General features: G+C 72.1%; 19 protein-coding genes. 16 read left to right on the forward strand and 3 right to left on the reverse strand.

The window, feature by feature from the left end; all coding sequences use genetic code 11:
- The first annotated feature begins 67 nt into the window (after positions 1-67).
- The 4 genes from ACTEI_RS09005 to ACTEI_RS09020 all read left to right on the forward strand — a co-directional run bounded on the left by ACTEI_RS09005 (position 68) and on the right by ACTEI_RS09020 (position 3,232).
- Complete coding sequence (locus ACTEI_RS09005; protein ID WP_122977229.1) at positions 68-517, forward strand: NfeD family protein; 450 nt, start codon at positions 68-70, stop codon at positions 515-517.
- A 30-nt stretch (positions 518-547) separates the two neighbouring features.
- Positions 548-1,666: an SPFH domain-containing protein gene (locus tag ACTEI_RS09010; RefSeq protein WP_122977230.1), complete on the forward strand. Its 1,119-nt coding sequence runs from the start codon at positions 548-550 to the stop codon at positions 1,664-1,666.
- A gap of 488 nt (positions 1,667-2,154) precedes the next feature.
- Positions 2,155-2,832, forward strand: coding sequence for a hypothetical protein (locus ACTEI_RS09015; protein ID WP_122977231.1), 678 nt, complete (start codon positions 2,155-2,157; stop codon positions 2,830-2,832).
- A 208-nt stretch (positions 2,833-3,040) separates the two neighbouring features.
- On the forward strand, positions 3,041-3,232 hold the full coding sequence (locus tag ACTEI_RS09020) for a DUF5708 family protein (protein ID WP_122977232.1): 192 nt from the start codon (positions 3,041-3,043) through the stop codon (positions 3,230-3,232).
- Positions 3,233-3,411: 179 nt separating this feature from the next.
- Here the strand turns inward: ACTEI_RS09020 and ACTEI_RS09025 are convergent, their stop codons facing one another.
- Positions 3,412-4,218, reverse strand: coding sequence for a TrmH family RNA methyltransferase (locus tag ACTEI_RS09025; protein ID WP_122982013.1), 807 nt, complete (start codon positions 4,216-4,218; stop codon positions 3,412-3,414).
- 80 nt (positions 4,219-4,298) lie between these two features.
- Between ACTEI_RS09025 and ACTEI_RS09030 the strand changes: the two genes are divergently transcribed.
- Together ACTEI_RS09030 and ACTEI_RS09035 are read left to right on the forward strand one after the other, a co-directional pair.
- Positions 4,299-4,871: a GNAT family N-acetyltransferase gene (locus tag ACTEI_RS09030; RefSeq protein ID WP_122977233.1), complete on the forward strand. Its 573-nt coding sequence runs from the start codon at positions 4,299-4,301 to the stop codon at positions 4,869-4,871.
- Between the two features lie 33 nt (positions 4,872-4,904).
- On the forward strand, positions 4,905-6,746 hold the full coding sequence (locus ACTEI_RS09035; protein ID WP_122977234.1) for a flavohemoprotein: 1,842 nt from the start codon (positions 4,905-4,907) through the stop codon (positions 6,744-6,746).
- A gap of 3 nt (positions 6,747-6,749) precedes the next feature.
- Here the strand turns inward: ACTEI_RS09035 and ACTEI_RS36830 are convergent, their stop codons facing one another.
- On the reverse strand, positions 6,750-7,112 hold the full coding sequence (locus tag ACTEI_RS36830) for a cupin domain-containing protein (RefSeq protein ID WP_145830829.1): 363 nt from the start codon (positions 7,110-7,112) through the stop codon (positions 6,750-6,752).
- Between the two features lie 66 nt (positions 7,113-7,178).
- Between ACTEI_RS36830 and ACTEI_RS09040 the strand changes: the two genes are divergently transcribed.
- A complete protein-coding gene (locus ACTEI_RS09040; protein WP_164465882.1) occupies positions 7,179-8,051 on the forward strand; it encodes a YwqG family protein in 873 nt (290 codons plus the stop codon).
- Positions 8,052-8,080: 29 nt separating this feature from the next.
- On the opposite strand, the gene ACTEI_RS09045 is transcribed toward ACTEI_RS09040, so the two are convergent.
- The gene (locus ACTEI_RS09045) at positions 8,081-9,367 is read right to left on the reverse strand and encodes a MurL-like N-terminal domain-containing (RefSeq protein WP_122982014.1); all 1,287 of its coding nucleotides are present in this window, start codon (positions 9,365-9,367) and stop codon (positions 8,081-8,083) included.
- Positions 9,368-9,492: 125 nt separating this feature from the next.
- On the opposite strand from ACTEI_RS09045, the gene murD reads away from it, so the two are divergent.
- From murD to ACTEI_RS09095, 9 genes are all read left to right on the forward strand, one after another.
- The gene (gene murD, locus ACTEI_RS09050) at positions 9,493-10,836 is read left to right on the forward strand and encodes a UDP-N-acetylmuramoyl-L-alanine--D-glutamate ligase (RefSeq protein WP_122977236.1); all 1,344 of its coding nucleotides are present in this window, start codon (positions 9,493-9,495) and stop codon (positions 10,834-10,836) included.
- 1,575 nt (positions 10,837-12,411) lie between these two features.
- Complete coding sequence (locus ACTEI_RS09060) at positions 12,412-13,296, forward strand: MurR/RpiR family transcriptional regulator (protein ID WP_122982015.1); 885 nt, start codon at positions 12,412-12,414, stop codon at positions 13,294-13,296.
- 49 nt (positions 13,297-13,345) lie between these two features.
- Positions 13,346-14,653: an extracellular solute-binding protein gene (locus tag ACTEI_RS09065; RefSeq protein WP_122977237.1), complete on the forward strand. Its 1,308-nt coding sequence runs from the start codon at positions 13,346-13,348 to the stop codon at positions 14,651-14,653.
- Positions 14,654-14,729: 76 nt separating this feature from the next.
- Positions 14,730-15,716 carry a carbohydrate ABC transporter permease gene (locus ACTEI_RS09070; RefSeq protein WP_187645892.1) on the forward strand — a complete coding sequence of 329 codons (987 nt, stop codon included), beginning with the start codon at positions 14,730-14,732 and terminating at the stop codon, positions 15,714-15,716.
- A complete protein-coding gene (locus tag ACTEI_RS09075; protein ID WP_122977239.1) occupies positions 15,716-16,615 on the forward strand; it encodes a carbohydrate ABC transporter permease in 900 nt (299 codons plus the stop codon). The genes ACTEI_RS09070 and ACTEI_RS09075 overlap by 1 nt, the downstream gene beginning before the upstream one ends.
- A 34-nt stretch (positions 16,616-16,649) precedes the next feature.
- Positions 16,650-18,086, forward strand: coding sequence for an N-acetylglucosamine/diacetylchitobiose ABC transporter substrate-binding protein (gene ngcE, locus ACTEI_RS09080; protein ID WP_122977240.1), 1,437 nt, complete (start codon positions 16,650-16,652; stop codon positions 18,084-18,086).
- Positions 18,087-18,127: 41 nt separating this feature from the next.
- On the forward strand, positions 18,128-19,033 hold the full coding sequence (locus ACTEI_RS09085) for a carbohydrate ABC transporter permease (protein WP_122977241.1): 906 nt from the start codon (positions 18,128-18,130) through the stop codon (positions 19,031-19,033).
- 101 nt (positions 19,034-19,134) lie between these two features.
- Complete coding sequence (locus tag ACTEI_RS09090; protein ID WP_122977242.1) at positions 19,135-20,040, forward strand: carbohydrate ABC transporter permease; 906 nt, start codon at positions 19,135-19,137, stop codon at positions 20,038-20,040.
- A 34-nt stretch (positions 20,041-20,074) separates the two neighbouring features.
- Entirely contained in the window at positions 20,075-21,715 is a 1,641-nt protein-coding gene (locus ACTEI_RS09095) for a bifunctional 3'-5' exonuclease/DNA polymerase (protein WP_122977243.1), read from the forward strand.
- The last annotated feature ends 22 nt before the right edge of the window (positions 21,716-21,737 follow it).

A 21,737-nucleotide genomic window follows, 5' to 3' on the forward strand; every position in this document is an offset into this window, starting at 1 on the left:
GGGGACGGTTCGGCTACGCCGCGCACCGGCATCGCCCGCAGTGCGCGGACGTGACACGATCGTTGATGTGGAAGCCGTAATCTGGATCGTTCTCGCCGTCGCGCTGGCGATCGGTGAGGCGTTCACCGCGACCATTCTGATCATCTTCTTCGCGGCCGGCGCCGCCGCGGCGGCGGTGGCCGCGGCCCTCGGCGCCAACCTGCTTCTCCAGGTCATCGTGTTCGCGCTGGTCTCCGGGCTGTCGGTGGCGGCGGTCCGGCCGTTGATCATGAGGCATGCGCGGTCCGCGCTGGAGAGCGGCGACACCCCGTTCGGCATCGAGGCGATGGAGGGGCACCACGGCACGGTGCTCGAGGACGTGGATGCCGACCACGGCCAGATCCGGATCGAGGGGGAGATCTGGCAGGCCCGCTCCTTCGACGGCCGGGAGACCTTCCCCGCCGGTCAGCGGGTGCGCGTGGTCAAGATCCGGGGCGCCACCGCACTCGTCTGGCACGACGATCTGCCCGACGTCTGAAAGAACACTTCTGTCACATAGAGAGGCGCCATGGAAGCTGTCATCGCTGTCCTGGTCATAGTCATCGCCATCTTCGCGGTGACCACCATCGTCCGGTCCATCCGGATCGTTCCCCAGCAGCGGATGGACGTCGTGGAGCGGCTGGGCCGGTACAAGCGGACGCTCAGCCCGGGGCTGAACCTGCTGGTGCCGTTCATCGACGCGGTGCGCAGCAAGGTGGACATGCGCGAGCAGGTGGTGTCGTTCCCGCCGCAGCCGGTGATCACCTCGGACAACCTGGTCGTCTCGATCGACACCGTGCTCTACTTCAAGGTCGTCGACCCGGTCCGGGCCACCTACGAGATCGCCAACTTCCTGCAGGCGATCGAGCAGCTCACGGTCACCACGCTGCGTAACGTCATCGGCTCGCTCGACCTGGAGCGGGCGCTGACCAGCCGGGAGGAGATCAACCGGCACCTCTCCACGGTGCTGGACGAGACCACCGGCCGGTGGGGCATCAAGGTCACCCGCGTGGAGATCAAAGCGATCGAGCCGCCGCCCAGCATCCGCGACTCGATGGAGAAGCAGATGCGCGCGGAACGGGAGCGGCGCGCCACGATCCTCAACGCCGAGGGCCACAAGCAGGCGCAGATCCTCACCGCCGAGGGTGAGAAGCAGGCCGCCGTGCTGCGCGCCGACGGTGACCGGCAGTCGCGCATCCTGCAGGCCGAGGGTCAGGCCAAGGCCATCCGTACCGTCTTCGACGCGATCCACCAGGCCAACCCGTCGCAGAAGGTGCTGGCGTACCAGTACCTGCAGTCGCTGCCGCAGATCGCCAACGGCTCGGCGAACAAGGTGTGGATCGTCCCGACCGAGCTGACCAAGGCCCTGGAGGGGCTGGGCGGCGCGCTCGGTGGCCTGGCCACCATGGCCGGCGACACCCCGTCGCCGCGGGTCGACTCCGATGCCGTGGAGCGTGAGGCGGTGGCGGCCGCGCAGGCCGCGGCCGAGGAGGCGCAGCGGGTGGACGCCGAGGTGCGCGCCGCCGAGGCGCAGGTCTCCGGGGAACCGGAGGGCGCCGCGGCGCTGTCGGCGGGGGAGCCGGTGCCGCCGTCGGCGGCGCTGGGCGGGACCGACCGCAGCGATGCCCACCAGATCGAGCGCGCCTGACGTGACGGCCGGCCGGCCTCTCGGCCGTCTGGCGCCGCGGCACTGCTGACCGGCGGTCCGCCGCAGGTCCGTTGACCGGCGGTCCGCCGCAGGTCCGTTGACCGGCGGTCCGCCGCAGGTCCGTTGACCGGCGGTCCGCCGCAGGTCCGCTGACCGGCGGTCCGCCGCAGGTCCGCTGGCCGGCGGTCCGCCGCAGGTCCGCTGACCGGCGGTCCGCCGCGCCACCGCCGGTCGGCCGCCCCGACGGACGGTCCCGCGCGCGGTCGGCGGGTGGCATCGGTGTGGCCGGCACCGGCCGGGACCGCGGCCGGCTCGCCGGATGAGTGAAGCGGACGGTCCGCCCCACACGGGACGGACCGTCCGGCATTCCCGGCTTTTTCCTGAGATGTGGCTCACATGGCGTTGTGGGTTTGGCATGCTTCGTCTCGGATTTCCGACCGGTTCCCCCCGGCCGCTCGGCATGTTGCCCCTGCGAGCGAGGCGGAGCCATGAGCATCAGCCATCGTCAGACCGCCAGTGGCCGGCCCCTGCGGGTCGCCCCGGCCTGGGTCGGCGCCGCGACCCCGGTCGCCGGCTCACCGGCGGACCACCACCCCCTTCCGGTACGCGATGCCGTCTGGATCTGGTCGGTCCGCCGATTCGCCCGGCTGGCCCTGTGGGCGCTGCCCGCGTCCGCCGTCCTCTACGGCTGGTTCACCCTCGGCGTGCACGTGCCGCCCGGCCCGCTGCCGATCGCGCTGCTGGCCGGCTGGCTGGCCGCGGTCTCCCTGATCGCCCTCGCCGGCCTGCTCGCCGGGTCGCGCACCCGGCGGATCGCGCTGACCGGCCTGCTGATCACCCTGGCCGGCGCCACCCTGCTGCTGCCGCTGGCCGCGCTGCCCGAGGAGAGCGCCGCGGCCCGCGTCGCGCTCGCCCCCGGCCAGGTGCACACGCTGGTCGAGGCGGCCTGCGCGGTCTCCGGGGCCGGGGTGCTGCTGCTCGGCTGGGCGGTGTTCCGCTCGAAGCTGGTCAACCCGGCCGACGGGGTGCTGCTGATGCTGGCCGCGATGACGCTCGGCGCCGGGTCGTACGGGGTCAAGCCGGTGCCCACGGTCGGCGCGCTGCTGCTGCTCGCCGCCGGGATGGGACTCGCCTGGACGGGCGGCCGGCTGCTGCCGCGCGCCTGAGCCGCGGTCCGGATCGGCCAGCGCGCCGGCTCCCGGACCGGCGGCGCGGCCACCCCGCGAAGGGTGGCCTCGTCCCGCACCGGCTACATCCTTCGGCGTACGCGCCCCTACGACTTCGGCCGGACGTGCCCGCCGCGGCCCGCCGGTAGGTTCGCCGACGAGGGACCGGGACGTACCCGGCGATCCCAGGGCGACCGCGAGGGGCACGATGACCAGAAACCTGCTGACCGGCTCGGCGACCTTCGTGATCGGCCTGTTGCTGTGGCTGTTCACCGGCGACATCGAGATCCCGGTGGTCACCCTGACGAAGGCCGGTGTGGTCCTCATGGTGATCGGCGCCGCCGAGGTGGGTTACGGGCTCTACCGGGCCGTCCGCGGACCGCGCCCGGCGCGGCGCTGAGCGGGTCCCGGGCAGCGCTGAGCGGACCCACGCGGCGCTGAGCGGACCGGCGTGGCGTTGAGCGGGCGCGGCGCTGAGCGGACCCGGCGTGGCGCCGAGTGGGCCCACGCGGCACTGACCGCACCCGCCTCGGCGCTGAGCGGGCGCGGCGCCGGGCGGGCCCGCCCGGGACCGCCCGGTCAGGGCAACGCGTCGCGGGTCAGCTCGTAGAACGTGATGGCGGCCGCGGTGGCGACGTTCAGCGAGTCGACGTTGTTGTGCATCGGGATGGCCACCCGTACGTCACTGGCCGCCAGCGCCTCCCGGGTCAGGCCGGGGCCCTCCGCCCCGAGCAGCAGGGCGGGCCGTCGCCGCTGGTCCGCGGTGAGCGCCTGGAGGGCGACCGCGTCCGGCGCCGGGGTCAGGGCGAGCAGCGTGAAACCGGCGGCACGGATCGCGGCGAGCGGGTCCGGCCAGGTGTCGGTCTTGGTGTACGGGATGGCGAACACCTCGCCCATGCTGACCCGGACCGCCCGGCGGTAGAGCGGGTCGGCGCAGTTCGGGGAGAGCACGACCGCGTCGATGCCGAGCGCGGCGGCGCTGCGGAACAGCGCGCCCAGATTGGTGTGCGTGTTCAGGCCCTCCAGCACGGCCAGGTTCCGGGCCCCGGCGAGCAGCTCGGCCAGCGCCGGCAGCGGACGGCGATGGAACGAGGCGAGGATGCCGCGGTGCACGTGGAAGCCGGTGATCGCCTCCAGGACCGGCGGGGCGGCGGCGTACAGCGGGGCGTCGCCGGGCAGGCCGGTGAGCTGGCCGGCGCGCTTCTCGTCGACCAGCGCCGAACGCATCCGGTACCCGGCCCGCAGCGCCCGCTGGATGACGAGCTCGCCCTCGGCGATGAACAGCCCGTTGGGCGGCTCCCAGCGGGTGCGCAGTTCGAGATCGGTCAGGGCGCGGTAGTCGCCGATGCGGGAGTCGTCGGGACTGGTGATGGCGATGGCTGGCACACCGAGCATTGTGCCGATCCGTGGCGGGGCCGGTCGGTGCCGGTAGTGTCGCGGCCGTTGCCGTCGAGGGGAGTGGCTGGATGAACAGGACACCGGAGCTGGTCACCGCGCGGTTGCGGCTGCGGCAGTGGACCGATGCGGACCTGGCCGGCTGGGCGGCGATGAACGCCGACCCGCGGGTCCGGGAGTTCTTCCCCGGCGCGCTCACCCGGGAGCAGGCCGCCGCGTCCCTCGACCATTTCCGCGCCGGGCTGGCCGCGCGCGGCTGGGGGTGGTGGGCGGTCGAGGTCACGGCGACCGGCGAGTTCATCGGGATGGCCGGGCTCGACCCGGTGGACGACGACGTCCCGGTCACCGGGGTCGAGGCGGGCTGGCGGCTGGCCGCGCCGGCGTGGGGGCACGGGTACGCGACCGAGGCGGCCCGGGCGGTGCTCGACCACGGGTTCCGCGTGCTGCGGCTGCCGGAGATCCTGGCCATCACGGTGGCCGGCAACGCCCGCTCCCGGGCGGTGATGGAGCGCCTGGGGATGGTCCACGACCGGTCCGCCGACTTCGACGACCGCACCGTGCCGCCCGGACCGCTGCGCCCCTCGGTCGTCTACCGGCTGAAGCGCCCGTGTGCGCGCCCCGATGCGGCAGTACGGTTGTACTGAGCGCTCGGTCCGCTTTCTCCGGGGGGGTGTCCGTTGTCGTCTGGTCAGGGATCAGACCCGCACCTGCTCGCCCTGCTGCGGGCCATCCGGCTCCGCCAGAGCGCGCCGGACGCGGCCGCCGCCGGCGCCGCCGACACGGCCGCCGCGCTGTCCGAGCTGTCCGCCGGCAAGCCGCCGCCGAAGCCCGAGCCGGCGCCGGACGCCGGGACACCGCCGCCGGCGGCGCCCGGCGCCGCCGGTGGGCGTGACCCGGGCGGCGCGACCAGGCCGGGCGGGCCGAAACGGGTCGGCGGCGTCGGGCGCGCAACGCCGGGCGGACCCGGGCCGGGCGCCCGGGCCGCGACCTCGGAGGGTGACACGGTGGCAGGTCCGCAGGGCGGTGCGACGGCCGGGCGCTCCGGCGACGACGACCGGCCGCCCAAGGCCGGATCGGAGCTGCTCTGGCGCGGGGACCAGGGTGCTGCGCTGGGCCGGGCCGGGCTCGGCGCCGCGGCCCGGCGGCCGGGCGCCGCGGGGCCGCCGGATCGGGCGGCGAGTGCGGCCTACGGCGTACCGATCAATCGGGTCAATCCGATCAGCGGGATCAACCCGGCCGGACCGGCGACCCCGGTCCCGGCCGTCCCGGGCGTGCCGAAGGTGCGCCCGATCGGCGGCGCGGGCACCGAGTTCCCCTCGGTGACCCCGGCCGAGTACGCCGCGCACTTCGCCCATCGGACCGCCCGGCGCAACCTGCCCTCGGACGGCATGGACCCGGGCGACACCATGGCGCTGCGGGACACCCAACGGCTGCTCAGCACCGGCCTGACCTTCGCCGGCGGTGTCGACGAGGTGGCCGAGCGGCTGTGGGACGCGCTGCTGCAGGCCCAGCCGGACCTGCTCACCACGCTGCCCGGCACCCCGGACTCGCAGCGTGCCCAGCTGGCCCGGGCGCTGACCTGGCTGGTGCACCGGCTCGACGACCCGCCCGCCGTGGTCGCCGGGTGCGCGCAGCTGGGCGCGGCCCTGGCCGAGTGCGGCGTGCAGTGGAACCAGCTGCAGATGGTCAGCGCGGCGCTCGCCGAGGCGATGCGCGCCGGGATGGCGCCGGGCGTCTGGCGGCAGGAGTTCGACCACGCCTGGCGCTGGACCTGGCAGCACGTCTACGAGTGGCTCGTGCACGGGGGCACGCTGGTCGCCTACCAGCCGACCGTCTGGGAGACCGAGGTGGTCGGCCACCAGCTGCGCCGTCCCGACCTGGCGGTGGTGCAACTGCGGCCGTTCCTGCCGCTGCCCTACCGCCCGGGCCAGTACGCCCGGGTCGAGCTCGACGGCGTGCCCGGCGCCTGGCGGCCGTACTCCCTGGCCGGCGCCCCGCAGCGGGACGACGTGATCGAGCTGCACGTGCGGGCCAAGACCGAGACCGGGGTGAGCGGCACGCTGGTGCACCACACCCGGGTCGGCGACCGCATCCGGGTCGGCCGCGCCGAGGGCGCCATGGGCGTGCCCGCCGAGCCCGGCCGCGGCATGTTGATGATCGCCGGGGACACCGGGGTCGCGCCGATGAAGGCGATGCTCGCGCATCTGGCCGTGACCCAGGACCCGCGGCCGGCGGTGCTGTTCTGGGGCGTGCGCAACCTCGACGAGCTGTACGACATCGAGGAGCTGCTGGAGATCGCCGGGGAGGCGCCGCGGGCCACGGTGATCCCGGTGGTCTCCGAGGGCGATCCCGGGCCGTACCCGTACGGGCTGGTCACCGACGCGGTGGCGGCCTACGGCGAGTGGACCCGGCACGAGGTGTATCTGGCCGGTCCGCCGCTCATGCTGGCCGCGACCAGTCTCGCGCTGCAGCAGCTGGGCGTCTCCCCGCAGCGGATCCACCACGACGCCCCGGAGTGACCCTCAGCCGATCGCGTACCCGGGCACGGACGGCCAGCGGACGGTGAGCACCACCGCCTCCTCGGGGGCGTACCACGAATGGTCGACGCCGCGGCCCCAGACCACGTAGTCGCCCTGCTTGCCGAGCACCACGGTGCGGCGTGGAAACTCCAGGTGGAAGCGGCCGCTGATCAGCACGAGCAGCGCGGTTCGCTGCTCGCCGCGGACCCACTCGGCCCGCCGGTCGCCGGCCGGGTGCCGGCCCCACTTGATCTCCACGTCGGTGCTGTGCCGCGGATGCCCCGGCGGCATGAAATGGCCCAGCAGCCAGCCGCGCTCGGCGAGCGCGTCCGGGTCGGCGTTCCCCACGTAGATCGACTCGTCCACGGCCGAGACGCTACCCGCCGGCGTTTTCGCCGCCGCGGCAGCGGCGCGGACGGGACACTCGAGGGCGTGGAGATCACCGACGACGTCCTGGCCGAAGCCGCCCCGCGGCTGCGCGCGGCGCTGACCGCGGCGGCACTGCCGTCGCTGCGGCTGACCACGGCCGGCGAGTGCGCCGGGGACACCGCCGGCACCCGCCTGGGCGGGTTGCCGCTGCTGGTCGCGGGTACGGCGTGGCCGTGCTCGCCGTCCGGCCGGGCGCAGTGCTTCCTCGGCCAGCTGAACAGCGACGACGTCAACGCCCGGTTCGGGGCCGCGCGGCTGCCGGCGGGAACCGTGCTGAGCTTCTTCTACGACTGGGTGGAGCAGCGCTGGGGCTTCGACCCGGCCGACGCGGGGCACTGGCGGGTGCTGGCGACCCCGGTGGACGGGGCGGTCGCGGTCAGCGGGACGGCGGACTCGTTCACCGCGCACGCGGTCACCGCCACCGTGGTGCGCACGGTGCCCGACCTGGGGGAGCCGCCGGTCGAGCCGGTTCGCGCCGTCTCCGGCGAGGCGACCCGGCACCACCTGCCCCGGCACCACGGGTGGGCGCGCGGATGGAACCCGGTCGACGCGTTCTACCGGGCCACCGGCGCGGCCGCCGGGGTGCCCGTGCACCGGGTCTTCGGCTGGCCGGACGTGCTACAGGGGCCGATGGAGCTGGAGTGCCAGCTCGCGGCGAACGGGGTGCGCCACGGCAACCCGGCCGGGCCGGAGCGGGCGCGGGTCGCCGAGCTGCGCCCGGGTGCCGCGGACTGGGTCCTGCTGTGGCAGATCGACACGGACGACGCCCTGGAGTGGCGGTGGGCGGACGCCGGCCGGCTCTACTACTGGATCCGCCGCCGCGACCTGGCGGCCGGCGCGTTCGAGCGGTGCTGGGTGGTGCTCCAGTGCCCGTGACCGGTGGCGGCCTCCGTCCCCGCCGCGGCTCAGAGCGCGTCGTGCAGCAGCTTCTGGTAGGTCGCCGGGATGTGGTGCGGGCCGCCGGGGGTGAACACGTCGCTGTGCGAGACGGTGTCCCACGCCGATGCCGGGACCGCGGCGCGCAGCGCGACCAGCACCGGCGCGTCGTCGGTCAGCATGGAGAGCGCCACCAGGCACTCCTCGGCCTCCCCGACGCACTCGAACGGCTTGTGCGCGTCCACGCCGAGCAGCTCCAGGAAGCCCGGGACCTGCGCCTCGTCGGCGAAGAGGTCGTGGCCGAAGATGTGCGCGAGGCGCTCGCGGGGCATGTGCGGGGCCATCGCGAGGAACACGAACCGGCACTTCGGGCAGTCACCGCACCAGCGCGCCGTAGGATCGTGCAGTTTGAACGCCTTGTTACAGCTGGTAACAACATCATCGTACGCTGTGTGACCGGCGAACAGCCGCGCGATGTGCAGCTCGGACAGCGTGCGCAGCAGCGAGAAGTACGGTTCGGTCAGCCCGGTGTGCGCCGTGACGGCGGCCCGCAGCAACCCCTCGGCGAGCACTCCCTTGGACCACTGGTGGTTGACCTCGTGACCGTTCCAGACCAGGTTGGGGTCGGAGGCGGAGCGCTCGTTCGACATCACCACCGGGCCCAGGCCGTGCCAGACGGCGGTGGCGATCGCGATCAGCGAGTTGATCGCGGTGACCGGGATGTGCCCGTTCAGCGCGCCGGCCTTGTTCAGCTCGAACAGACGCGGGTCCAGCCGGCGGCGGGCGGCCAGCGCGGGCAGGCCGGAGGCGGCGTTCACGTTCTCGATCACCGGGTTCGGGTTGACCGAGAAGGGCACCGGGTCCAGCCCGGCGGCGCGCAGGATCTCCAGCGTGACGATGGAATCCTTGCCGCCGCCGACCGCGGACAGCGGGCGGCCGGTGACCTCGACCGGGGCGGCGGCGGGCGCGACCCCCGGCGTTTCCACGGCCAGGTCCAGCACGTGCGGAAGCTGGTTGCGGTAGGCGTACTCGGCCAGGCCGTCGGTGTAGATCGCGGTGAACCAGGCGGCGACCTCGGGCGCCACCGGCCGTGGCGCGAGCACCCGCGGCGGGGCGCCGACCTTGTAGTAGCTCACCCCGGCGACCACGTGCAGCAGCTCGAGCACCCGGTGGAAGGCGGCCGGGACCTCCGGCTCTGACTCCGGCCGCGGGAACGTGATCGTCTCGGTGAAGTGCAGGGACTCCGGGCCGTCGAGCACGTAGTCGAACGTGGCGACCCCGCTCGCCGGGTCGAACGCGTACGAGGGGAAGCGCATGACGTCGAACTGCACCCGGGGACTCCTGTCTTCTGGCCGACGGGCAATATTAGTGCGGTCCGGCGGGGATCGATCGGTTCGGTCCGGCGACGACCGCCGCGAGGGACGACTTTGGGGGGACTGACGTGCGCCTGGCAGACCTGCGCGACCGCTCGGTGGCGGTCTGGGGAACCGGCCGGGAGGGGCGCGCCGCGGTGACCGCGATCGCCGCGCACGGTCCGGCCCGGCTGATCGCCGTCAACGACGGTCCCGGCTATCTCGATGACCCGTGGGACGGCACGCTCGCCCCGCTGGCCGGCGGCGAGCACGCGTTCGCGGCGCTGGTCAGCGCGGACGTCGTGGTGCGCTCGCCGGGCGTGCCGTCGACCCACCCGTTCATGGCCAGCCTGCGCGAGCGCGGCGTCACCATCACCGGCGGCAGCGCCCTCTGGATGGCCGACCACGCCGCGCGGACCGTCGGCGTCACCGGCAGCAAGGGCAAGAGCACCACGTCCAGCCTGATCAGCCACCTGCTGGCGGCGGTCGGCCGGCCCAACGCGTACGGCGGCAACATCGGCGTCCCGCTGCTCGACCTGCCGCCCGCCGAGCTCTACGTCCTCGAGCTCTCCAGCTACCAGTGCGCCGACCTGACCGACTCGCCGCGGGTGGCCGTGGTCACCTCGCTGTTCCCGGAGCACCTGGACGCGCACGGCGGCGAGCGGGAGTACTACCGCGACAAGCTCAACCTCCTCCGCCACGGACCGGATCTGATCGTGGTCAACGGCGCTGACGAGCGGCTGCGCGACGAGATCCGGGGCGTCACCGACCGCAACGGCTTCCCGCCCGTGCCGGCCGCCGCCGGCGACTCCCGTTTCCGGGTCGCGGACGGCATGGTGTTCTGCAGCGACGAGCCGCTGTTCGAGCGGGCCGCGCTGCGGCTCAAGGGCGGGCACAACGAGCGGAACCTGTGCGTCGCCCTGGCCGTCCTGGACGGCATGGGCGTCGACGTGGTGGGCGGTCGGGCCGAGCTCGCCGCCGCGGTCCGCTCGTTCGAGGGGCTGCCGCACCGCCTGACCGAGATCGACGACCCGTCCGGGGTGACCTTCGTCGACGACACCCTGTCCACGTCGCCGTACTCCGCGATGCACGCCATCGAGGCCTACCAGGACCGCCCGCTCACCGTGCTGGTCGGCGGTACCGACCGCGGCCTCGACTACGCTCCGTTGCGAGACTTCCTCGCCACGCGGGAACTCACCGTGATCGGTATACCGGACAGCGGCCCGCGCATCCTGGCCGAGCTGGCCGGCCTCCCGAAGATCACCGCCATCTCGGCCGAGGACCTCGCCGACGCGGTCCGGCTGGCCCGCGAGGCGACCCCGCCCGGCGGCGTGGTCCTGCTGTCCCCGGCGGCGCCGAGCTACGGCCGCTTCCGCAATTTCGAGCACCGCTCCGAGGCGTTCGCCGAGGCGATCCGCGCGACCGCGAAGTAGGGGCTGCCCCGGCTGGTGAGGCGCGGTCGGCGCTGCCCGGGTGGTCGGTGTGCCGGGTGGCGCGGTCGGTGCTGCCCGGGTGGTCGGTGTGCCGGGTGGCGCGGTCGGTGCTGCCCGGGTGGTCGGTGTGCCGGGTGGCGCGGTCGGTGCTGCCCGGGTGGTCGGTGTGCCGGGTGGCGCGGTCGGTGCTGCCCGGGTGGTCGGTGTGCCGGGTGGCGCGGTCGGTGCTGCCCGGGTGGTCGGTGTGCGGGGTGGCGCGGTCGGTGCTGCCCGGGTGGTCGGTGTGCGGGAGTGGCGCGGGCCCCGCTCCGGGCGGATCCGCCCGAGAGGGTGCCGAGGTCCGCGTGCCGGGCGGATCGGCCCGAGAGGGTGCCGAGGTCCGCGTGCCGGGCGGAATCGGCCCGCTCAGGTTCAGGATCTCGATGTCGTGGGTGGTCGGGAGGTGCGGGCCGCCGCTCCCGCCGAGGGCGCCTGCGGGCCGCGGGCGCGTCCGGGGCGCGAAGCCCGGGGCTACGCCCGTGGGTGGTCGCGGTCAGAGATCCGAGTACCGCCCGTGGATGGTGGCGGTCAGACATCGAGTACCCCTTGACCTCCCTCTCCTGGGCGAGGTCCGGGCTCCGGCTCGGGCTTCTGCGGCGGGGGGCTGTTCTGCGTCTCCGGCTCGGGCTTCTGCGGCGGGGGGCTGTTCTGCGTCTCCGTCTCCGGCTTCTGCGGCGGGGGGCTGTTCTGCGTCTCCGTCTCCGGCTCCTGCGGCCGGGAGCTGCCCCGCGTCCCGGGTCCGGCGCGGGCCCGTCGCTGCCCGTGGAGGCGACCAGCTGCGGCCGGCCTGCGGCTCTGCGGGCGCGTCCCGGGCAAGAATTTTTTTGATCTTGTTTCCCGCGTAACGGGCGGGTTTCGGGGTGTGAGCGGAACCGGCCGAACGGACTATGCGCCGACCGCCCTTCCGGAGCGGTGAGCCCACCGAACGGTTGATGGCAAAACGGGCGTAAGGCGGACATGTGATGGCGGTCACGTCGTAAGGGTTATTTCTGGATCGATGGCCGTCATCCGGCGGCGCCGAAACATCCGTTCATCGGCCCAGGTCAGGTAACGGTTTGAAAACTTCATCCACAGCCTTGACACAGGGGGGCGGTTAGTAAGAACTTTTACCGCGACAGTAAACAGTCCTTCCTGAAAGGGTGTCCGATGGCTGAGCCGGAGATGGACGGCACCGCGTCGACCGCGGTCGCCGACTCGCTGGTTCGCGACCAGGCTGCCCCGAACGGGAGCGACCGGGCCGCGCCAGACCGGCTGGACCAGGGCATCTGGGTCCGAGCCGAGCCCCGCAGCCGCCCCCCGGCCGGCCGCGCCGACACCGGCCGCGGCGAGGCCCGCCAGGAGAACGCCCGCAGCGACATCGGCCGTGGCGAGACGCGCCAGGACAACGGCCGTGGCGAGACGCGCCAGGACAACGGCCGTGGCGAGACGCGCCAGGAGAACGGCCGCAGCGACATCGGCCGCGGCGACGGCCGCGCCGACATCGGCCGGGGCGACCACGGGCGTACCGAAAAATTGGACCGGAACGGGAGCGACCCCATGGACCACCCGCCCGCCGACGGGGTCCTGGTCCGGGTCCGCACGCTGCTCCCGGAGTTCACCGGAGCGCTGCAGCGCGTCGCCGAGCAGGTCCTCGCCGACCCGGCGGCCGCCTCCCGGGCGACCATCGTGGAGCTGGCCGAGCGCAGCGGCACCTCACCGGCCACGGTGACCCGGTTCTGCCGGGCGCTCGGCTTCGACGGCTACGCCGATCTGCGGCTGGGCATCGCCGCCGAGACCGGGCGCGCCCGGTCGGCCGGCTGGACGGTGGACATCGGCCGGGAGATCCAGCCCAACGACCCCCTGGAGCGGGTGCTCGGCCAGATCATGGCCGCCGACACCAGGGCCATGCACGACACCGCCTCGCTGCTGGACCTGGCCGAGGTGGAGCGGGCCGCGGCGGCGATCGCCGCCGCCCCGCGGGTCAACATCTTCGGCGCCAGCGGAAGCGCGCTGGTCGGCGAGGAGATGCAGTTCAGTTTGCACCGCATCGGCATCCCGGTGTGGGCCTGGACCGACGTGCACAACGGTCTGGCCAGCGCCGCGCTGTCGAGGCCCGGCGACGTCGCGCTCGGCATCTCGCACAGCGGCGAGACCGGCGAGACGATCGAGTTGGTCGCCGAGGCGAGCAGCCGGGGCGCCACCACCATCGCGCTCACCAGCTTCCCTCGTTCCCCGCTGGCCGAGCTGGCGGACATCGTCCTGCTCACCGCCACCCAGGCGACCACCTTCCGGCCGGACGCGCTCTCCGCGCGCCACCCGCAACTGGTCGTCCTCGACCTCCTGTACGTCGCCGTCGCGCAGCGGACCCACGAACGCTCGCACGCCGCCTTCCAGCGCACCGCCCAGGCGGTGCACGGCCACAAAGCGGCGAAAGACGCCTGAGCAGCACCATCACCCACCTGTGAGATATGAAACCCCTTCGGGAGGAAAAGTGAAGCGCAAGATCGCGGTCGCCGCGGCGCTCGCTGCGACGTTGGCCGGCACCGCCGCGTGCGGCGGTAACAGCGACGACGGCGGCACCACCTCGGCCAACGGGACGGTCGACGGCAAGGGCAAGACCATCAAGGTCTGGCTCATGGTCGACGCCCAGAGCGGGTGGAAGGACGTCGTGGACGACGCCGGAAAGCGGTTCACCGCGGCCACCGGCGCCAACGTGACCGTCGAGTACCAGCAGTGGGCGAACGTGCTGACCAAGCTGGACGCCTCGCTGGCCGGCTCGGACGTCCCGGACGTGGTGGAGCTCGGCAACACCCAGTTCCCGAAGTACGTGGCCAACCAGGCGTTCGCCGAGCTGGACAAGAAGAGCTTCGAGAACTCCGACACCTGGCTGCCCGGCCTGTCCGGCGCCTGCGAGTCGGACGGCAAGACCTACTGCGTGCCCTACTACGCGGGCTCGCGTGTCCTGATCTACCGCAAGGACCTGTTCGAGAAGGCCGGCATCACCGCCGCGCCGAAGACCTACGACGAGTTCCTCGCCGACGCCGACAAGGTGCAGGCGGCGAACAAGGACGCCAAGTTCGGCGCCGTCTACATGCCGGGCCGGTACTGGTACGCCGCGATGTCCTGGGTGAAGGCCAACGGCGGCGACATCGCCAAGAAGGACGGCGACAAGTGGACCGGCACGCTGTCCACGCCGGAGTCGCAGGCCGGTCTGCAGAAGTGGGTCGATCTGGTCAAGAAGTACTCCAAGGCGGACGTCACCAAGGACGAGGCCGACCAGTACCTGGTGTTCAGCCAGGCCAACGCCGGCATGTTCTACGGCAACGGCTGGGAGCAGGGTTCCGCCGAGGAGGTCCGCAAGGACCCGAACGACCCGAACTCCGCGCTGGTGCCCACCAAGGTCAAGGGCAAGCTGGCGGCGGCGCCGATGCCGGGCATCCCGTCGCTGCTCGGCGGCTCGAACGTCGGTGTCCCGCTGAAGAGCAAGAACGCCGACCTCGCCGCGCAGTGGATCAAGTACTTCACCGACAGCACCTCGATGAAGGGCCTGATCAAGGCGAGCGCCCTGCCGAACGCCACCGCGCTGCTGGACACGGCGGCCACCGAGAACCCGAAGCTGGCGGTCGGCGCCGAGGCGGCCAAGAACAGCTGGGCCGTGCCGAACTCCGGCAAGTGGGCCGACGTGGAGAAGGCCAACATCCTGCAGAACATGCTGTCGGACATCCTGACCGGCAAGAAGTCCCTCGCGGACGCCACCACCGCGGCTGACGAGCAGATCGCCAAGACCCTCAACGGCTGATCCGCCTGCCCGCCTGCCCGCCGCACGGCGGGCAGGCGGCGCACCGCCACAGTCCTTCGGTGAGAGAGGAAAGCTGATGTACGCCGTCGACTCTCCGGCGGCCCGCACGCGCAGCGGGCCGAGCGGAACCGGCGCCAACCAGCCGGTGACCCGGCGCAAGCGGCGCGTCAGGGGCGACGACGTCGTCCTTCCCTGGCTGCTCGCCGGTCCGGCCCTGCTGCTTCTGGCCGCCCTGCTGGCCTACCCGGTCGGGCGCATGCTCGTGCTGTCGTTCCAGAAGTTCGAGCTCAGGGAGCTCTGGACGGGCGCCACGCCGGCGTGGCGCGGGATCGACAACTACACCGCCGTGCTGTCCGACGGCGCCTTCTGGTCGGTGGTGCTGCGTACGATCCTCTTCACCGCGGTGTCGGTGATCCTGACGGTGCTGCTGGGCCTGGCCGTGGCGCTGCTGATGCGCCGGGTCAACCGGGCCGTCCGGCTGCTCATGATCGTCGCGATGATGTTCGTCTGGGCGCTGCCGGCGCTGGTGCAGGCGCAGGTCTTCAAGATGATGACCGACTCCGACGTCGGTGTGCTGAACTACCTGATCGACAAGCTGCCGGGCGTCGAGTTCCAGAACCACTCCTGGTTCTTCACGCCCACCCAGGGCTGGATCGTGATCACCTCCTGTGTGGTGTGGGCCGGTATCCCGTTCCTGGCGATCACCCTCAACGCCGGGCTGACCCAGGTCCCCAAGGAGCTGATGGAGGCCGCGACGGTCGACGGCGCGAACGCCTGGCAGTCGTTCCGCAACATCACCGTGCCGATCCTCAAGCCGCTGCTGGTGATCGTCACGACGCTGTCGGTGATCTGGAACTTCGGGCTGTTCACCCAGAACTGGGTGATGCGGGACGGCAAGCCGGAGCCGGAGTTCCAGACCCTCGCCACGTACTCCTACGTGCAGGCGTTCGGGCAGAACAAGTACGGCCTCGGCTCGGCGATCGCGGTGATCACCGTGGTCCTGCTGCTCGCCGCGATGGCGGTCTACATCCGCCAGATGTTCAAGATCGGAGAAGTGGACTGATGGCCGTCATCTCCGCCACGACGCCGCGCCGCCGCCGGGCCGGCCGGGCCGCGGAAGGCACGATCACCGTCGGGCGCAGCCCGCTCGGCACCTTCTTCGCCAACCTCGGTGGCGTGGTCTTCGCGATCGTGATGTTCTTCCCGGTCTACTGGGTGCTGGTCACGTCGTTCAAGCCGCAGACCGAGTGGTCCAGCTTCACCCCGACGTTCCTGCCGGACCAGCCCACACTGGACAACTTCAGGTCGGCGTTCAACGCGCCGGGCTTCAAGCAGTCGCTGGTCAACGGCGTCCTGATCACCGCCATCGCGGTGGTGGCGGCGCTGCTGGTCGGTTTCCTGGCCGCGCTCGCCGTCGCCCGGTTCCGGTTCTACGGCCGGCGGGCCATCATCCTGGTGGTCCTGGCGGTGCAGTTGGTGCCGTTCGTCGCCCTGCTGATCCCGATCTTCCTGATGCTGCAGAGGGCCGAGCTGACCGGTGACAGCATCATCGGCGTGACCCTGGTGTACGTGGTGCTGCTGCTGCCGTACACGGTATGGACGCTGCGGGGTTTCATCGCCGGCATCCCGCGGGAGCTGGACGAGGCGGCGATGATCGACGGATGCACCCGTGGCCAGGTGTTCTGGCGCATCATCCTGCCGCTGACCGGGCCCGGCCTGGTGGCGACCTCGGTCTACGGGTTCATCCAGGCGTGGAACGAGTTCATCATCATCAACACGCTCAACGACCCGGAGCACCAGAACCTGATGGCCTGGCTGATGCAGAACCAGACCAGCCGGGGCACCTACTGGGGTCCGCTGATGGCGGGCGCGATCATCACCTCCATCCCGGTCGTCGTCTTCTTCCTGGCCGTGCAGCGCAACATCGCCTCCGGGCTCACCGCCGGCGCGGTCAAGGGCTGAACCGTCTCCTCGTCACCCACCCGAAAGGACACCGATGTCTGAGATAACGACCTCCGAGCTGGACCGCCGTACCCTGCTGCGCCGTGCCGCCGCGGTCGGCCTGGTGGCCACCCCGGGCGTGAGCTTCCTGAGCGCCTGCGCCGGCAGCTCCGGGGACGGTGGCGACACCAAGCAGGCGACCGGCACCAAGTCGGCGGACAACCCGCTGGGCATCGACCCGAAGGCGGGTGTCGAGATCGTCATCTTCGACGGCGGCCTCGGCACCAAGTACGCCACCGACGTGGACACTCCGCTGTTCAACCGGAAGTGGCCGGACGCGAAGATCACCTACTCCGCGACCCAGCAGGTGGCCACCACGATCAAGCCCCGGCTGAACGCGGGCAACGCGCCCGACATGATCAACAACTCGGGCACGGACCTGATGGACTTCGGCGCCATCGTCAAGGCCGGTCAGGCCGCCGACCTGAGCGACCTGTTCGCCGCCCCGTCGCTGGACATCCCCGGCAAGACGGTCGCCGAGACGCTGGTCCCGGGCGCCGTGCAGCAGGGCACCTACGACGGCAAGCCGTACGCGGTGAACTACTCCTTCACGGTCTTCGGGCTCTGGTACAACAGGAAGCTCTTCGAGAAGAACGGCTGGACCGTCCCGACCACGTGGGCCGACTTCACCGCCCTGCTCGACAAGATCAAGGCGGCCGGCATCACGCCGTTCGGCTACGCGGGCGCCAACGCCCCTTATTACATGGTCCGCGCGATCATGACCAGCGCCGCGAAGATCGGCACCGAGCAGGTGCTCAAGGACATCGACAACCTCAAGCCGGGCGCCTGGACCAACGACGCCGTGTTCAAGGCCGCGCAGGCGTGGGGCGAGATCGGTACCAAGTACATCGACAAGTCGTACCTCGGCCTCAAGCACACCGAGGTCCAGCTCCAGCAGAACCAGGACAAGCTGGCCTTCTACCCGTGCGGCTCGTGGCTGGAGAACGAGCAGGCCGCCAGCACCCCGCCCACCTTCGAGTACGCGATGATGGCGTACCCCGGCGTGACCGCCTCGGACCAGCTCCCGGCGACCGCGATCAACGCCGCGGCCGGCGAGATCTACTTCGCGGCGGCCAAGAGCAAGAACCCGCAGGGCGGCAAGGAGTACCTGCGCACCATGCTCTCCAAGGAGGCGGCGGTGGAGTTCACGAAGCTCACCAAGTCGCTCACGGTGGTCGCGGGCGCCGCCGACGGCCTCACCATCTCGCCCGGCCTCACCAGCGCGAACGAGGCGCTGAGCAAGGCCGGCAAGGACGTGTTCATGGGTTACCTCTTCGACACCTGGTACAAGAAGCTCGACGACGCCTCCCGCGAGGCGGCCAATCAGCTGATGTTCAAGGGCGGGGACGCGAAGAAGTTCTGCGACACCATGGAGGCCGCCTCCCGGGCCGTCGCCAAGGACTCCTCGATCACCAAGTTCGACCGTTCCTGACCCGCGTCCGGCAGAGGACCAGCGACAGATAGGCAGGCGTCATGCGGCACGGCAAGTACCCCTTCATCATCGGTTTCCTTGTCGTGCCGCTGGCGCTCTACCTGACCTTCGTGGTCGGTGCCTACCTGCAGATGTTCCAGCTGTCGCTGACCGACTGGTCGGGCTACGGCGCGTTCCGCTACGTCGGGCTCGACAACTTCGCGAAGCTCTGGGACGACTCGGTCTTCTGGATCGCTCTGCGGCACAACCTGTACATCCTGATCGGCATGCCGATCGTGACCATCGGGTTCTCGCTGTTCCTGGCGTTCCTGCTGAACGTCGGCGGCCGGAGCGGCGGCGGCGGCCCGCGGGGCGTCCGGGGCTCCAAGGTGTACCGGATCGTCTACTTCTTCCCGCAGCTGCTCGCCCTGCCCATCGTGGCGGTGATCTTCGGCCGGGTGTTCGGCTCGGACCGCAGCGGCATGATCAACGGGTTGTTGCCGGACTCCTGGTCGCCGAGGCTGTTCCTCGCCGACGAGCGCTGGGCGCTGGTCTGCATCGCGGTCGTGCTGATCTGGCAGCAGGTCGGCTTCTACGTGGTCCTCTTCTCGGCCGGCATGGGCTCGATCGGCCAGGAGATCTACGAGGCCGCGGCGCTGGACGGAGCCACCAAGATCACGCTGTTCTTCCGGATCACCCTGCCGCTGCTCTGGGACACCCTGCAGGTCGCCTGGGTCTACCTGGGCATCGCCGCGTTCGACCTGTTCGCCCTGGTCAACATCATATCGGTGAACAAGGGCGGACCGAACAACGCGACCCAGGTGCTCAGCTACCAGATCTTCCTCAACGCCTTCCAGAACTCGCAGGCGGGTTACGCCTCCGCGATCGGCGTGGTGCTGTTCTTCCTGACCCTGACGTTCGCCGCGCTGACCCTGCGGGTCACCCGCCGCGACGCCGCCCAGGCCTGATCCGCGGAGATTGTCATGATCGACTGCATCGAGCGGCACCTGGCCGCACCGGACGGCCTCGTCGGCGAGGGCCGGCAGAGCGGGACCGAGGAGGCCCAGCGATGACGAATCTGGTTACCGACCCGCCGGCCGTCGCCGCGCGGCCGGCGCCCGCCGCGGAGAAGCACCGGCAGGTCAGCCCGCTGGGCGGCGTCGCGCACCTGGCCCTGTTCCTCTGGGCGCTGGCCACCGCCGGCCCGCTGATCTGGGTGCTGCTCGCCTCGTTCAAGAACAACACCGAGATCTTCCTCGGCAAGCCGTTCGCGCTGCCGGAGAGCTTCTCGCTGCAGACGTACGCCGACGCGTGGAGCGAGGCGCACATCGGGCAGTACTTCCTGAACAGCGTGTTCGTGGTGCTCGTCAGCACGGCCGGCACCATGCTGTTCGGCTCGATGGCCGCGTACGTCCTGGCCCGCTACAGGTTCCCCGGCAACCGGGCGATCTACTACCTGTTCGTCTCCGGCCTGGCGTTCCCCACCTTCATGGCCCTGGCGCCGCTGTTCGGCATCCTGCAGAGCCTGCAACTGCTGAACACGTTCACCGGACTGATCCTGGTCTACATCGCGTACTCGCTGTCGTTCACGGTGTTCTTCCTGACCGCGTTCTTCCGCACGCTGCCGGCCGAGATCGACGAGGCGGCGATGATGGACGGGGCCGGTCACCTGCGCCGGTTCTTCCAGGTGATGCTGCCGATGGCGAAGTCCGGCCTGGTCAGCATCACGATCTTCAACATCGTCGGGCAGTGGAACCAGTACCTGCTGCCGGTGGTGATCATGCAGGGTTCGGGCGCCGACTCCAAGTGGGTGCTCACCCAGGGCATCGCGAACATCAGCACCCAGGCCGGCTACCACGCCGAGTGGTCCACCCTGTTCGCCGCGCTGACCCTGGCCATCCTGCCGATGATCGTGGTCTACGCGATCTTCCAGCGGCAGATCCAGGCCGGCCTGACCGCCGGTGCGGTGAAGTAGGAAAGCTGTCGTACCCCGCGAGCAGAATGACGATGTGCTCGTAGCGGTACTCCCCGACGGTCGGCTGCAGGACCTGCAAGCCGACGGGCGGCCGGTCGGGGCGCCTCACCCGGCGCCCGACCTGCCGGCGGCGATCGCTGCGCGCGAGGCCGCCGAGCAGCCGCGCTGGGTCTGGGCGGCCACCGCCGACACCTATCCCGCGCTGCTGCGCGCCGGCGTCCGCGTCGCGCGCTGCCACGATCTGGAGCTGACCGAGGCCCTGCTGCTCGGGCACGCCGGTCGTTGGGGCGAGCCACGGGGGCTGGCCGCGGCGGTCGCCCGGCTGCACGGGCGGCCCGTCCCGCCGGACCGGCTGCGGCCCGGGGCCGAGCCGCCCGGCTTCGCCCAGGCCGCGCTCTTCGAGGCGGTCTCCGCCCCGCCCCCGGTCTCGCCGGCGGATCTCCTCGCGGTGTATGCCGATCAGCAGCGCCGCCTCGCCGGCACCGAGCACCCCGGTCGGTTCCGGATGCTCGCGGCCGCCGAGTCGGCCGGCGCCCTGACCGCCGCCGAGATGGGCCACACCGGTCTGCCCTGGCGCGCCGACCTGCATGACCAGCTGCTGCGCGAGCTGCTCGGCCCGCCCCAGCCGGTGGGCCCGCCGCGCCGTCTGGCCGAGCTCACCGCGGTGATCAACGACGCGTTCGGCGCGCACGGGCTGCATCCGGACTCGCCGGCCGAGGTGGTGCGCGCGTTCGCCCGGGCCGGCATCCACATCCCGAACACCCGGCGGTGGGTGCTGCGCCAGGTCGACCACCCGGCGGTCGCCCCGCTGCTGGAGTTCAAGGAGCTCTACCGGATCTGGACCGCGCACGGCTGGGCCTGGCGCGACGCCTGGGTGCGCGACGGCCGCTTCCGCCCGGAGTACGTTCCCGGTGGCGTCGTCTCCGGCCGGTGGGCCACCCGTGGCGGCGGCGCCCTGCAGGTCCCCAAGGTCGTCCGCCGGGCGGTGGTGGCCGACCCGGGCTGGCGGTTCGTGGTGGCCGACGCCGGCCAGCTCGAGCCCCGGGTGCTGGCCGCGGTCTCCGGCGACGACCGGCTGGCCCGCGCCGCCGCCGGGGGCGACCTCTACGCCGCGCTGGCGGCCGACTCCTTCGACGGCGACCGGGCCAAGGCCAAGCTCGCCCTGCTCGGCGCGATGTACGGGCAGACCGGCGGGGACGCCGTCCCGGCCCTGGCGGTGCTCCGCCGGCACTATCCCACCGCCTTCGACTACGTGGAGCGCGCCGCGCGGACCGGTGAGCAGGGCGGCCTGGTGCGCTCCTGGCTGGGGCGCACGTGCCCGCCCGCCTCGGGGGCGGCCCGCGACGCCGGCCTGGATCCACCCGATGAGGTGGCGCCGCCACCCGGACGGGCGAGGGGGCGGTTCACCCGGAATTTTGTGATTCAAGCCACTGCTGCCGAGTGGGCGCTGGTCCTGCTGGCCACCCTGCGCACCGCCCTGGCCGGCACCCCGGCCGAGCTGGTCCTGTTCGTGCACGACGAGGTGGTCGTGCACTGTCCCGCGGAGCAGGCCGCGGAGGTCGCCGACGCGGTCCGGGAGTGCGCGGCGCGGGCCGGGCGGATGCTGTTCGGCGCCACCGAGGTCCGGTTTCCTCTGGACGTCTCAGTTGTTGGTTGCTATGCCGAGGCCAAGTGAGTAATTGGGTATCGTTGAGGCT

It is taken from the genome of Actinoplanes teichomyceticus ATCC 31121, assembly GCF_003711105.1.
GTDB lineage: Bacteria > Actinomycetota > Actinomycetes > Mycobacteriales > Micromonosporaceae > Actinoplanes > Actinoplanes teichomyceticus.